Here is a 12,507-nt window from a genome sequence, read left to right as displayed (position 1 = left end):
AAATCTACCGCTATGTCATCCTGTCCCGCTGCAGGAACCTGCCTGTGCAGCGTGCGATGGTCTCAGGCGCCCTGGGAAGGCCGGTGACCGCTACATACACGTCGGCATAGGTCTCTCCGAATGCCGCCGCCAGATCCCGCAGGAGTCCGGGGGCGTCGGAGAGGTCCAGGCTCCCGGCAAGGGTAAGGAACGCCTCTCTCTCTGCCGGCCCCATTCCCTCGACGAGGCCCCGTGGCAGGTCGATGTGGGCGGCAGACCCCTGCTTCAGGAGCAGGAGGGCCGCATATGCCGCGAGGGCCTCGTTGTACGTATGGTAGAACCGGTAGGCATCACACCTCCCCGCATACCGGGAGGCGAGTTCGAAGCCTTCGAGAAACTCCTCGACGGTCCGGGCGATCAGGAAGGAGAGGTCGGTCTCCCTGCCGTCGAAGCACCATCCGGCGACGGTGGCGCGGGCCGTGCCGTCCTTATCGACAGGCACCGACCGTGAGGAGTCCCTGACCCGCGACGCCCGGTACAGCCCCTCCATCTCCGCGAGTGCGGGGATGACCGTGACCTCGGCCTTCAGGTACTCGTCCCCCAGAAAAAAGACCCTCTTCTCCGGGATCGGGGCGAGGACGTCCTGTACCCCGGTGAGGGCGGCGGCCAGATCGGAAAAGACGGTCTCCCTCTCCTCCGCGGTGACCAGGAAGACGTCGACGTCGGACTGTTCTGTCGCCTCGCCCCGCGCCCAGGACCCGGTCAGGACCATGGCGCGGATGCCCTCTTTCGACTCTACAAATTTCCTAATCCCGTCCAGGACTTTTTCTCCGAACATGATTGTCCCTCTGATCTCTCTGGGGCAGGGTATATCGAGGTGATGGATCAGGGCGTCACAATCCTTATCCCTGGGAGCGTAAAACGCCTTAATAATGCGGAAGGCGTATGGCTCTGAGGAAAAAAGGGGCATATATGGGGGCAGCGGATGGTGATGGGGCAGTTCCTGGCACTTGACCCCGTCGTGCAGGCGCTCCTCGCCGGCCTCTTCACCTGGACGCTGACCGCGCTCGGTGCGGCGACCGTCTTCCTGACCCGTGAGGTCGACAGGAGGGTGCTGGACGGGATGCTGGGTTTTGCCGCGGGCGTGATGATCGCCGCCAGTTTCTGGTCTCTCCTCCTCCCGGCGATTGAGATGTCGGCCGGCACTGGTCTGCCCGAGTGGATGCCCGCAGCGGCAGGGTTTCTTGCCGGCGGGATCTTTCTCCGGGGTGTGGACATGCTCCTCCCCCACCTCCACCCCGGCCTCTCCCGTACCGAAGGGCCGGCGACGTCCTGGCGGAGGAGCACCCTCCTCGTCCTCGCCATCACCATCCACAACATCCCGGAAGGCCTTGCCGTGGGGGTGGCCTTCGGCGCCCTTGCGGCCGGTCACCCGACCGCGAGCCTTGCTGCCGCCCTTGCCCTTGCTCTCGGCATCGGCATCCAGAACTTTCCCGAGGGAATGGCGGTCTCCGTCCCCCTGCGGCGGGAGGGTCTCTCCCCCCTCCGCTGCTTCTGGTATGGGCAGGTGTCAGGTGTCGTCGAACCCGTCGCCGCACTGTTGGGGGCTGTTGCCGTCATCGTCGCGGCTCCTCTCCTCCCCTATGCCCTTGCCTTCGCCGCGGGTGCCATGATCTTCGTGGTCGTCGAGGACGTGATCCCTGAGTCCCAGATAAACGGCCATGCCGACCTCGCCACGATGGGCGCCCTGGTGGGGTTTGTGGTCATGATGGTGCTGGACGTGGGGTTGGGGTAAAAAAGGGTTATGCGGTCTCCGGGCATTTCCCTGCGGCGATGAGCCGCGCGATGTAGAACCGCGCCCAGAGGTACCCGGCGGTGCTGCCGAGAATGTTGCCCACGACGATACCCCACCAGACGCCCGTCTCTCCGAGGCCCACATGCACCGCGAGCACCCAGGCGAAGAGGGCGATGAAGACGAGGTTCCTGAGGAACTCGACGGCAAGGGCGAAGATGCCCCTCCCTGTCCCCTCGAAGACCCCGGCAGACATCATGCCCGGTGCGATGAAGGGATAGAAGAAGCACATCGTCATCAGGAAGGCGGTGATCCCTCCAGCAAGGTGCATGCTCCCTGCCGAGTACGTGAAGATCCAGGCGATGAAGGGCGCGAGGAACCAGGTAGCGAGGGAGAGGCCGAGGCCGATGAGAGTGCCCGACTGTACCGCGAAGGAGTGGGCGACCTTGAGTTTGTCGTACTTCCTCGCGCCGTAGGCCGCGCCCGACACCGAGACGACGGCGATGGACATGGCGATGAACGGGATCAGGACGAAGAAGACGATCCGCCACCCGCCGGTGTAGACGGCGACGGCATCGGTGCCGGAGACCTGCACCAGGAGGCCGTTGATGACGATCGCGGCAACCGACATCATCACGAATTCCAGGCTTGCAGGGATGCCGACGGTGAAGATGTCCATGGCCGTACGCCGGTCGGGGGAGAAGCGCCCCCAGTCGACGGCGATATACGTGTCCCTCCTGACCAGGAACCAGTACAGGAGGAGAACGCAGACGGCGGCTATTGAGATGAGAGTCGCCCATGCCGCACCGGCGATGCCCATACCGGCACCGTAGATGAGGATGGGGTCGAGGACGATGTTCAGGACCGCGGAGGCGGCAGCGGCGTACATCGACCTTTTTGTGTTCCCTTCTGCCGTGAACAGGGCATAGAGGATGTCGGCGAAGAGGATGAAGACGGTCCCGGCAAAGATGATGCGGCCGTATTCTATCGCGTATCTCGCCGTCTCCCCTGCCCCCAGGGCGAGGACGAGGGGTTCGGTGAAGAGGAAGAGGAGAGGAGTGATGACGGCCGAGAGGACCAAGATGACGGCGATGCCGTGCATCGCGGCGTTGTCTGCTCCGGCCCTGTCCCCCGCGCCGATGCGGCGTGAGACGGCCGAGGTGACGCCGGCCCCGAGGCCGCTCCCCAGGCCGATGAAGATCATGAAGATGGGGGTGATGAAGCCGACGGCGGCAAGGGCGTCGTCACCGAGTCCTGCAACCCATACGGCGTCGGCGAGGTTGTAGACTGCCTGGAAGAGCATGGCGACCATGATCGGGCCGGCTATCTTCAGGATCGCCCGCTTCGGGTCGCCGGTGAGGACGGCCACGCCTTCGGTGATCGCGTCCTCGCGTTCTGTCTTTTTTGCGTCCGGATAGGAGGTGATGGCGGTGGTTTCTGTCATAAGTATCCTTTCAATCAGGGGTTGTTCGTCCAGATGTCTCAGGAAAACAGGGTTATTATCTCTCCTGAGCGTCTTCGAGCCTTGCCGGGCAGGAGCGGATCATATCGCCGTCCGTGCGGATAAGGGTTCCGGCATAGGGTGTCGTCGATCGTCCCGACAGCAGACTGCCTGATACGATCCGTCGCACGGGGAGATAGCGTCCTGCAGTCTGCCTTGTGGGATGGTTCTGTCCGGTCGGGGAAAAAGAGTTATACGGTCTCCTGACCCTTCGCGGTGGCGATGAGGCGCGCGATATAGACCCGCGCCCAGAGGAAACTGACGATGCCTCCGAGGATGTCGCCCGTGACGATGCCCCACCAGACGCCGGTCTCCCCCATGCCCAGGGGGATCGCGAGCGCCCATGCCGCGACCGCGATGAAGAGGAGGTTTCTCAGGAAAGTGATCGCGAGGGATGTCAGGCCCTTCCCTGTCCCCTGGAAGACGGAACCGGACATGACGCCCGGTGGGACGAAGGGGTAGAAGAAGCACATCGTCATCAGGAAGGCGGTGATCGCGGGGGCGAGGTGGGCGCTCTCCGTGGAGTAGGTGAAGATGAGGGCGATCTGCGGGGCGAAGACCCATGTTATGACGCTCATTGCGAGGGCGATCGCCACCCCGAGGCCGACGGCGAAGGTGTGGGCGGTCCTGATCTTCTCGTATTTTCTGGCGCCGTATGCGGCCCCGCTGACCGAGGTCACCGACGTGCCGATGGCGACGAAGGGGATGATCCCGAACATCACGACCCGCCATCCGGTAGTATAGACGGCGACGGCGTCGGTGCCGGAGACCCGCACCAGGAGGCCGTTGACGATGATCGCGAGGGCCGACATCAGGAAGAATTCCAGGCTTGCCGGGAGGCCGACCCCCAGGATGTTCCCGACGACGCGGAGGTCGGGGGAGAACTTCTCCCGGGAAAGAGAGACATAGGTGTCCTTCCTGACCCGGAACCAGTAGACGAGCACCGCGGAGACGGCCGCAATGGAGATGACGGTGGCGAGGGCGGCTCCGGTGACGCCCATCCCCGCCCCGTAGATGAGGATAGGGTCGAGGACGATGTTCAGGACCGAGGAGACAGCCATCGCGTACATCGTCCTCTTCGTGTCGCCTTCGGCCCGGAGGATCGCGTAGGCGATGTTGGTGAAGAGGACAAAGACCGTGCCCGCAAAAAGGGTCTGGCCGTACGCCGCCGCCAGACCTGCCGTCTCCCCGGCGCCGAGGAGTGCGGCGACCGGTCCTGCAAGGAGAACCAGGGGTATGGTGAGGATGGCGGCAAGGCCGAGTGCAATGAGGATGGCGTGGGCTGCGGTATTGTCCGCCCCTACCCTGTCCCCCGCGCCGATCCGGCGGGCGATGGCGGAGGTGACGCCGGCCCCGAGGCCGACGGCGAGGCCGGTGAGGATCATGAAAACCGGGGTCATGAAACCGACGGCGGCGAGGGCATCCGAACCGAGGCCCGCGACCCAGATGGCATCGGCAAGGTTGTAGGTCGAGAGGAGAAACATCGCAGCGATCATCGGGATGGAGAGTTTGACGATCGCCTTCTTCGGGTCGCCGGTGATGAGGGAGACGCCTTCTGTTGTTTCTGTCAGTTCAGAGTTTTTCTTTCCAGTATCGTGCATAGTCGGTGTACCTGCCTGTCTCTGCGAGCTTGAGACTGTTCTGTGCGATTTTCAGAAGGATAACCTCTATTTCTCTGCGTCCTTCTGCGCTGAGCCCTGTACAGACCTCTTCTTCCCACTCCTGGTTGATCCTGATGATCTCGGGGACGATCTCCTCCCCTCTCTCTGTCAGGAAGATCCTGACGGCCCGACGGTCATCGGGGTCGACGGTACGGCTGATATACCCGGCGTCCTCCAGTTTCCGCACGGCCCGTGCGACGGTGCCCTTATCAACGCGGAAGCGGCGGACGAGCGTGTCCTGGGTGATGCCCTGCTCGTGGGCGAGGTGAAGGAGGGTGAAGAGTTGCCCTGACGAGAGGCCGAACCGCTTCATCTGCTCGTCGACGAAGATGTGGTGAGTCCGGTGGATGAGGGAGATGAGGGCCCCGATCGGGACCGTATCCTGGGGGAGCCGCATGGAGGATCAGATTGGTTCCGGAAGGTGATAATTGTTGTCTGTGCAACTGTTGTGTGAGCAACAATGCCGACCGGATCTTTTTTCTGTCTCCCGGCCTTTCTCCTGTCCGGGGTGGATCAATCATGCCCGATGGTCAGGGAGAGATGCCGGATCGGGGGTTCGGACGGCGCGGGGTGCCGCCTGAGACCTGCGTATGTGTGAAGTGCGGATACCAGGAACCGAAGACGCGGGGCGTACCCTGCCGGGAGATGAAATGCCCGAAGTGCGGTGCTGGTATGGTGGGGAAGTGACCGGAGCAGTTGAATCGTGAAAAAAAAGCGTGCTTCACGCAATCGTTCTTTTTTTCTCTGCGGGGTCAGCCCTTTTTTCCGGTGACGGCGCTCAAACGATGGCATTATATGTCCCCCGTACGAGAGACACTCCATGCCGTGTCGACTCCTGCCGATAAACTCCTGCGGAGTGGTCTGAATGGACTGGTCTTCTCTCCTCAGCATCATCTTCCTCTTCAACATCCTCTTTGCCATCGTTGTCATCTTCTTCGAGAGGAAGAACCCGACGGCCGCCCTGGCATGGCTGATGGTGCTCTTCTTCCTGCCCACGCTCGGGTTTTTCCTGTACCTGATCTTCGGGCAGAACTTCACGCGCCAGAAGATGTTCACCGTGAAGGAGAAAGAAGATCTTGCCCTCAGGGAAATCTTCGAGAAGCAGCACCGAGAACTTGCCGACCAGTCTGCCCGCTTCTCGAACCCTGCAGCAGAGCCGTACCGCGGTACGATCCTTGCCCTCCTCAGGAACAACAGTGCGTTCCTGGCCGAGAACAATTATGTCGAGGTCTATACGGACGGGAAGGAGAAGTTCGACGCCCTCTTCGCCGCGATCCGTGCGGCCCGCCACCATATCCACCTGGAATACTTCATCGTCAACAACGACGACCTCGGGCGTGCGGTCGTCCACGCCCTTGCGGAGAAGGCGAAGGAGGGCGTCGAGGTCCGCCTCCTCTTCGACGCCATGGGGACGCGGGCCGGGAAGGGGTCGAAGGAGGCCTTCCACGAACTGACCGATGCCGGCGGCAGGATCGGGGTCTTCTTCCCCTCTCTCTACCGGGTGAACTACCGCAACCACCGGAAGATCGCCGTCATCGACGGGACTGTCGGGTTCATCGGCGGGTTCAATATCGGGGACGAGTATCTGGGGACGGGCCCGCTCGGCTACTGGCGGGACACCGCCTTCAGGATCGCCGGCGACGCGGTGAAGCTGCTGCAACTCCGTTTCCTCCTCGACTGGAACTATGTCACCGGGGAGTATCTCGGCTATGAGCAGGCCTATTTCCCTGTCGCCGGCACGCCCGGGGCCACCCCGGTCCAGGTCGTCTCCTGTGGCCCCGACACCCGGTGGAGCCCGATCAAGGAGGGCTACATCAAGCTGATCTACGCGGCCAGGGAGTCGGTGTACATCCAGAGCCCGTACTTCATCCCGGACGACAGCGTCACCGACGCCCTCCGCCTTGCGGCCCTCTCGGGCGTCGACGTGCGGGTGATGATCCCCTGCAAGCCAGACCACCCCTTCGTCTACTGGGCGAGCCTCTCCTTCGTCGCCGACCTCCTCGACGCGGGGGTGCGGGCGTACACCTATGACAATGGTTTCATCCACGCAAAGACGATCGTCGTCGACGGGACGGCGGGGTCGGTCGGTAGCGCCAACTGGGACGTGCGGAGTTTCCGGCTGAACTTCGAGACGAACGCCTTCTTCTATGACCCGGCCGTCGGGGCCGAGTTGAAGAGGCGCTTTGTCGAGGACCTCGCCGTCTGCACCGAGATCACGGCCGAGAGCTATGCGAACCGTCCCCTCCTGGTCAGGGTCAAGGAATCGATCTCCCGTCTCTTCTCGCCCCTCGGGTAGGGGCCGGGGGCGGGGATAAGATTATATTTTCCCGGGGTACACAGTGCTATATAGAACGGTTCAATTAAGTACTGTGTGACCATCATGACAGGTATCTCGCATTTTCCATCGCATGGCGGACGGGGGCGGGGCTTTCTCGCGCTCTACATCCTGCACTCTCTTTCCCAGAGCCCGAAGTCGGGCTACGACCTCCTCAAGGAGATCGAAGGGAAGACCGAAGGGGCATGGGTCCCGAGCAAGGGGGCCCTCTATCCCCTGCTGAAACACCTCGAAGAAGAAGGACTCATACGCGTCTTTGAGACCGAGAAGCGTTCGAAGCAGGTCTACGAACTGACCGGGAGCGGCGAGGAGGCGCTGCAGGTTCACCGACGGCACCGGCGAGAGTCGAGAGAGAAGATGCTGCAGATGAAAAATCTGATCCTCGAGATGTTTGGAGACGAAAAACCCGGGTTGAATTCCCTGGTCATCGATATCAGAAGCGTCATCGACGCACTCCCGCCTGAAAAAGATGAACGGGCGGCAGAAATTCTCAGGCAATGCCTCGAAGACCTGCGGAGGATAGCATGACCGCCCCTGCCGTCGACGTGCAGGCGCTCACCAGGAGCTTCGACGACTTCGTGGCTGTCGACCACATCTCGTTTGCGATCCGGAAAGGCGAGATCTTCGGCCTGCTCGGGCCGAACGGCGCCGGCAAGACCACCACCATCTCGATGCTGGCGACCATGCTCAGGCCGACGTCCGGCCGGGCGACCGTCGACGGCCACGACATCATGACCGACGAGGACGGGGTGCGCCGGTCCATCGGGATCGTCTTCCAGGACCAGACCCTGGACGAAGAACTCACCGCCGCCGAGAACATGGACTTCCACGGCCGCCTCTACCGGATCCCGAAAGAGGTGCGTGAACGGCGGACCGCCGAACTCCTCGACCTGGTCGGCCTGAGCGAGAAGAAAGACCTCCAGGTCAAGACCTTCTCGGGCGGGATGAAACGACGCCTTGAGATCGCGCGCGGCCTCCTGCACCGGCCGGCCGTGCTCTTCCTGGACGAACCCTCCATCGGCCTGGACCCGCAGACGAGAAACCATCTCTGGGGATATATCGAGCGCCTGAACGCCGAGGACGGGATCACGATCATTCTCACCACCCATTACATGGAGGAGGCCGACCGCCTCTGCGACCGGGTTGCGATCATCGATCATGGCAGGATCGTTGCCATGGACACGCCGAAAAATCTCAAGTCCGGGATCGGGGGAGACATCATCGCCATCGACTCACCTGACGCTGGGGAGGTCTATGCCAGCCTCGATGCGGTGTGGCCTGGCCTGGTGGAAAGGCAGGACGGGGCGGTGAGCGTGCGCCTCAAGCACGCCGGAGAGGAGATCGCCGGGATCGTGACCCTCCTCAGTTCGCAGGGCCTCGGCATCAGGTCGGTCTCCATGCACACTCCGACCCTTGAGGACGTCTTCCTGCACATGACCGGGCGGGCGATGCGGGACGAACACGCGTCAGGCACGGACCAGATGCGGATGCACCCGCGGATGAGGCGGTAACATGGACATCGTCTCTACCATCTGGCTGCGAAACCTCAAACTTTATCTGCGTTCGCGGAGCAGGATCGTCGGCAGCCTGGGGATGCCCCTCTTTTTCCTGGTGATCATGGGCTTCGGGCTGAACGGGGTGGTGCGGATCCCGGGAGCCGGGGAGGACTATGCCACATTCCTCATCCCAGGCATCGTCTCGATGAGCGTCCTGTTCACCTCCATCTTCTCAGGGATCCAGGTGATCTGGGACAAGCAGTTCGGGTTCCTCAAAGAGACCCTGGTCGCCCCGGTCTCCAGGATCGAGATCATGCTGGGCCAGACGATGGGGGGCGCCACGACGGCGTTCATCCAGGGCGTGATCATGCTGGTGCTCTCGCTCTTCATCGGGCTGCACCTTGCGAATCCGGCCGGGTTCGTGATCGCATTCTTCTTCATGCTCCTCATCGGTGTGACCTTCACTGCATTTGGCATCGCCATCGCATCCCGCATGGAGGACATGCACGGGTTCCAGCTCGTCATGAACTTTGTCGTCTTCCCGGTTTTCGGCCTCTCCGGTGCGCTGTTCCCGATCAGCAGTCTGCCGTCCTGGATCCAGCCGCTCACGCTCCTGGACCCCCTCACCTACGGGGTGGAGGGGATACGCTATGGGCTGACAGGATCGGCCCAGATCGACCCGGTCCTCTGCGGTATCGTGCTGAGCGGGTGTGCCGTCGCGACGGCGGTTGTCGGGGCCTATCTCTTCAGAAAGATCACAGTATGAGAGGGCCCCCTCAGGAGTGCAGCCTGTACCGGGCGTGCTTCAGCAGGCGTTCTCCCCGGTCCCGCAGGATGGGCAGGGCGTACGGGAGGTGGCGGGGGAGGACGGCCGCCCCCATCGCCGCCTTCCGGAGGACGCTCGTCTCCTCCCCGATAACCAGCGTTTCGCGGCGCACAATCGCGTCCAGGAACTCCTCCACCGTTCCGGCCCGGGCACAGGTGACGACGCCCCCGATATCGCGGAGGAGGTGGGCGTCTGTCCCGCCTGTCTGCCCGAGGCCGTGCCGCCTGGCCAGGGCCGCGGCCTTCAGGTTGTGGGTGCGGGCCATGCCGCCAGAGATCACTTCGAGGGCGTCGAGGCGGGAGAAGGTTCCGGTACTGTCCCGGCCTCGCTGGATGCCCCGGTTCAGGAAGGCATAACCGCAGGGGTGCGCCTCGACGGCGACGGAGTGGTAGCCCTCCCGTGCGTCCAGGACCTCCTCGGTGCTCATCCTGATGGCGATGAAGGGTCCGTCTCTCTTCTTCGTCTCGATGTGTCTGGTGTAGAAGTCCCTGAGGTCGGAGGGTGCGGCGAAGTACAGGAGGAGGTGGGGGCCGTCGTCCGCGCTCACCTCGATGCCCGGGATGACAGGGACGGCGGTACCGGCCTGGCACGCCTCCCGGGCGCCGCTGACCTGGTTGTGGTCGGTGATCGCAAGCCCGATGCCCTGCCGTGCGGCGAATTTCAGGGCGTCCCTCACCCTCGTCGGGGCGTCCGAGTGGTTGGTGTGGACATGGAGGTCGGCCGCGAAGAGGCCGGGGCCTGAGAGGTCCTCTCTTGTCGGGGGTCTGAAGAGGATCTCGCCGGGTTCGGGCCTGAGGGGGGGTAGGGGGGTGTCTCCGAAGTGCATGGGCTGGTACTCTGTGTCTCTGTCATGGGGAGAAAAAGGGTCGGGTTGGGGCGGTGTGGGTCCTGAAGGATCCGGTGGACTCTCTCGTCGCCGGGCGACACCGTCACCGCGACTCTCATGGAGGTCATCCCAAAACTCTTCAGTCCTCTCCCTCTCAGAAAATAGCAGTGGATGTGGAGAAAATATCTTCCCCTTTTTGTTGCGCACCCATGCATTCATGCCTTCCCACACCACCGCGCCGGGGTCGCTGCCCCCGGACCCCCGGGATTGCGATTGGAGCGGGAAGGCAGAGCGATGATTGTGAAGACGGGATGCGATCCCCCGTCAATCTTCATCGGCGGGGGGTCCGGGGGGCGGCCAGCCCCCCGGTGGAGGAGAGGGTTCAAAATTTCAGGAAGGAAGTGCTTCGGTTCGAGGAGATGGCCATCCCGGGTGAGTTTTGGGATATGCTCATGGTCAATGTCTATGCCATCCCCGACAACTTTGTGGAGATCCAGTGGACGACGCTGAAGGTGATGCTGCTGTAACCCCAAGCAAGGGAACGGTCCGCTGCTCCTTCTCGGTATGATGAAATAATATCCGAAAATGTTGACATCGGTCAGGACAGATAAATCATCAGAAAATCGGATGCTGCTATGGGGATTCGAACCCCAGTCGCAGGAGTGAGAGTCCTGCATGATTGGCCGGTCTACACTATAGCAGCAATCGTTGGCACCTAAGTGCTCTACAATGTAGGATATGTCGGTATTTAACCATTCCTGTCTGCGCCTCCCGATCCGGCGGTGTCCGTATCTCTGCGGTAGGGGCCGCGCGAGGGAGCGCCGGCGTTCCCTATCCATGATCCTTATGTAGTCAGCTAACAGATCTATGAGGAATGAGTGGTCTTGAAGATGAGATCAAGGAGATCGAAGACGAACTCCAGCGCACGGTATACAACAAGGCCACATCCAAACACATCGGCCGCCTGAAGGCGAAGCTCGCCAAGATCAAGGAAGAAGCCGTCCAGCGGGCGATGAAGTCCTCGGGCACCGGCGAGGGCTATTCGGTCAAGAAATCCGGGGACGGGACGGTCGTGCTCGTCGGTTTCCCGTCTGTCGGTAAGTCCACGCTCCTGAACCAGCTCACCGGCCAGGAGAGCGAGGTCGCGGCCTATGCCTTCACGACCCTCACGGTCGTGCCCGGCATCCTGGAGCACCGGGGCGCGAAGATCCAGGTCCTCGATATCCCGGGCCTCATCGCGGGTGCGGCGATGGGCAAGGGGCGCGGCAAGGAGGTCATCGGCGTGGTGCGGAGCGCCGACCTGATCCTCATCCTCGGCGACGTCTATAATGGCCGGCATATCGATGTCCTGATGCGGGAACTGTACGACGCAGGCATCAGGATCAACAAGCCGAAGCCCGACATCACCATCAAGAAGAGCGGGAACGGAGGTATCAGGCTCAACTATGTCGGTGACGAGGCCCTCGACATCGAGGAAGTGCGGTCCATCCTCGCCGAGAACAAGGTCATGAACGCCGACGTCCTCATCCGCGGCAACGTCAACCAGGACGATTTCATCGACGCCATGATCGGAAACCGTATCTATGTCCCGGCCTTCATCGCGATCAACAAGGTCGACCTGGTCGACGAGAAGACGAGAAAGGAGATCGAGACCGACCTTGTCGAGCGCTTCGGCGAGGAACCTCACATGATCTCGGCCCACTCCGGTTACAATGTCGAGGAGCTGAAGGACGCGATCTACGAGCACCTCGGCTTCATGCGCCTGTACATGAAGCCCCTCGGCGGTGCGGCCGACATGGACGAACCGATGATCGTCAGGTCAGGCTCGACTGTCGAGGACGTCTGCCGCCGCCTCCACCGCGACTTCGTGGACAAGTTCAGGTATGCGAAGGTCTGGGGCAAGTCTGTGAAGCACGACGCCCAGCGTGTCGGCCTCCAGCACACCCTCGCCGACAGCGACATCATCACCATCGTCACCAGGTTCTGAGGGATCATCCCGGTCGGGCCCTCTGCCCGGCCGTCATGCACTTTTTTTGCGTTCTGTACAATCCGGTTCCGAAGTGGCTTGTCCGGGGACTGCCGCTTGAAAAA

At 62.4% G+C, this 12,507-nt stretch carries 12 protein-coding genes and 1 tRNA gene; 7 read left to right on the top strand and 6 right to left on the bottom strand.

The genetic code is table 11. The features are described 5' to 3' along the window. Window positions 1-10 precede the first annotated feature (10 nt). The gene (locus MEFOE_RS12205; RefSeq protein WP_067052475.1) at window positions 11-817 is read right to left on the bottom strand and encodes a nucleotidyltransferase domain-containing protein; all 807 of its coding nucleotides are present in this window, start codon (window positions 815-817) and stop codon (window positions 11-13) included. Between the two features lie 147 nt (window positions 818-964). Here MEFOE_RS12205 and MEFOE_RS12200 point away from each other — a divergent pair, with 147 nt between their 5' ends. After that, window positions 965-1,774, top strand: coding sequence for a ZIP family metal transporter (locus MEFOE_RS12200; protein WP_235809636.1), 810 nt, complete (start codon window positions 965-967; stop codon window positions 1,772-1,774). 7 nt (window positions 1,775-1,781) lie between these two features. Here the strand turns inward: MEFOE_RS12200 and MEFOE_RS12195 are convergent, their stop codons facing one another. The 3 genes from MEFOE_RS12195 to MEFOE_RS12185 form a co-directional block, all read right to left on the bottom strand. Then, a complete protein-coding gene (locus tag MEFOE_RS12195) occupies window positions 1,782-3,215 on the bottom strand; it encodes an MATE family efflux transporter (RefSeq protein WP_067052473.1) in 1,434 nt (477 codons plus the stop codon). 248 nt (window positions 3,216-3,463) lie between these two features. After that, window positions 3,464-4,873, bottom strand: coding sequence for an MATE family efflux transporter (locus MEFOE_RS12190; RefSeq protein WP_067052471.1), 1,410 nt, complete (start codon window positions 4,871-4,873; stop codon window positions 3,464-3,466). Next, complete coding sequence (locus tag MEFOE_RS12185; protein ID WP_067052470.1) at window positions 4,845-5,330, bottom strand: MarR family winged helix-turn-helix transcriptional regulator; 486 nt, start codon at window positions 5,328-5,330, stop codon at window positions 4,845-4,847. The genes MEFOE_RS12190 and MEFOE_RS12185 overlap by 29 nt, the downstream gene beginning before the upstream one ends. 468 nt (window positions 5,331-5,798) lie before the next feature. Between MEFOE_RS12185 and cls the strand changes: the two genes are divergently transcribed. The 4 genes from cls to MEFOE_RS12165 all read left to right on the top strand — a co-directional run bounded on the left by cls (window position 5,799) and on the right by MEFOE_RS12165 (window position 9,530). Beyond that, window positions 5,799-7,229: a cardiolipin synthase gene (gene cls / locus MEFOE_RS12180; RefSeq protein ID WP_067052468.1), complete on the top strand. Its 1,431-nt coding sequence runs from the start codon at window positions 5,799-5,801 to the stop codon at window positions 7,227-7,229. An 84-nt stretch (window positions 7,230-7,313) separates the two neighbouring features. Continuing rightward, window positions 7,314-7,796, top strand: coding sequence for a PadR family transcriptional regulator (locus MEFOE_RS12175; protein ID WP_153015971.1), 483 nt, complete (start codon window positions 7,314-7,316; stop codon window positions 7,794-7,796). Beyond that, on the top strand, window positions 7,793-8,779 hold the full coding sequence (locus tag MEFOE_RS12170) for an ATP-binding cassette domain-containing protein (protein ID WP_067052464.1): 987 nt from the start codon (window positions 7,793-7,795) through the stop codon (window positions 8,777-8,779). The genes MEFOE_RS12175 and MEFOE_RS12170 overlap by 4 nt, the downstream gene beginning before the upstream one ends. A 1-nt stretch (window position 8,780) precedes the next feature. Further along, complete coding sequence (locus MEFOE_RS12165; protein WP_067052460.1) at window positions 8,781-9,530, top strand: ABC transporter permease; 750 nt, start codon at window positions 8,781-8,783, stop codon at window positions 9,528-9,530. A gap of 10 nt (window positions 9,531-9,540) precedes the next feature. Here the strand turns inward: MEFOE_RS12165 and MEFOE_RS12160 are convergent, their stop codons facing one another. After that, entirely contained in the window at window positions 9,541-10,416 is an 876-nt protein-coding gene (locus tag MEFOE_RS12160) for a PHP-associated domain-containing protein (protein ID WP_067052459.1), read from the bottom strand. 401 nt (window positions 10,417-10,817) lie between these two features. Here MEFOE_RS12160 and MEFOE_RS14655 point away from each other — a divergent pair, with 401 nt between their 5' ends. Continuing rightward, entirely contained in the window at window positions 10,818-10,943 is a 126-nt protein-coding gene (locus tag MEFOE_RS14655; RefSeq protein ID WP_268872627.1) for a hypothetical protein, read from the top strand. 101 nt (window positions 10,944-11,044) lie between these two features. Here the strand turns inward: MEFOE_RS14655 and MEFOE_RS12155 are convergent. Beyond that, window positions 11,045-11,119: transfer RNA gene (locus MEFOE_RS12155), tRNA-Glu, on the bottom strand. A 171-nt stretch (window positions 11,120-11,290) separates the two neighbouring features. Between MEFOE_RS12155 and MEFOE_RS12150 the strand changes: the two genes are divergently transcribed. Then, window positions 11,291-12,403 (top strand): OBG GTPase family GTP-binding protein, encoded by a 1,113-nt coding sequence (locus MEFOE_RS12150; RefSeq protein ID WP_067052452.1) that lies wholly within the window; start codon window positions 11,291-11,293, stop codon window positions 12,401-12,403. The last annotated feature ends 104 nt before the right edge of the window (window positions 12,404-12,507 follow it).

The sequence above is a fragment of the Methanofollis ethanolicus genome (assembly GCF_001571385.1).
GTDB classification, from domain to species: domain Archaea; phylum Halobacteriota; class Methanomicrobia; order Methanomicrobiales; family Methanofollaceae; genus Methanofollis; species Methanofollis ethanolicus.
Note: the sequence above shows the minus strand (reverse complement) of the source record. Positions and strands in the feature narration are given on the sequence as shown.

Excerpts from the sequence above, each read along its gene's own strand:
- cls (WP_067052468.1), top strand. The coding sequence starts at position 5,799 with ATGGACTGGTCTTCTCTCCTCAGCATCATCTTCCTCTTCAACATCCTC.
- MEFOE_RS12195 (WP_067052473.1), bottom strand. The coding sequence starts at position 3,215 with ATGACAGAAACCACCGCCATCACCTCCTATCCGGACGCAAAAAAGACA.
- MEFOE_RS12205 (WP_067052475.1), bottom strand. The coding sequence starts at position 817 with ATGTTCGGAGAAAAAGTCCTGGACGGGATTAGGAAATTTGTAGAGTCG.
- MEFOE_RS12165 (WP_067052460.1), top strand. The coding sequence starts at position 8,781 with ATGGACATCGTCTCTACCATCTGGCTGCGAAACCTCAAACTTTATCTG.
- MEFOE_RS12160 (WP_067052459.1), bottom strand. The coding sequence starts at position 10,416 with ATGCACTTCGGAGACACCCCCCTACCCCCCCTCAGGCCCGAACCCGGC.
- MEFOE_RS12185 (WP_067052470.1), bottom strand. The coding sequence starts at position 5,330 with ATGCGGCTCCCCCAGGATACGGTCCCGATCGGGGCCCTCATCTCCCTC.
- MEFOE_RS12200 (WP_235809636.1), top strand. The coding sequence starts at position 965 with ATGGTGATGGGGCAGTTCCTGGCACTTGACCCCGTCGTGCAGGCGCTC.
- MEFOE_RS12150 (WP_067052452.1), top strand. The coding sequence starts at position 11,291 with ATGAGTGGTCTTGAAGATGAGATCAAGGAGATCGAAGACGAACTCCAG.
- MEFOE_RS12170 (WP_067052464.1), top strand. The coding sequence starts at position 7,793 with ATGACCGCCCCTGCCGTCGACGTGCAGGCGCTCACCAGGAGCTTCGAC.
- MEFOE_RS12175 (WP_153015971.1), top strand. The coding sequence starts at position 7,314 with ATGACAGGTATCTCGCATTTTCCATCGCATGGCGGACGGGGGCGGGGC.
- MEFOE_RS12190 (WP_067052471.1), bottom strand. The coding sequence starts at position 4,873 with ATGCACGATACTGGAAAGAAAAACTCTGAACTGACAGAAACAACAGAA.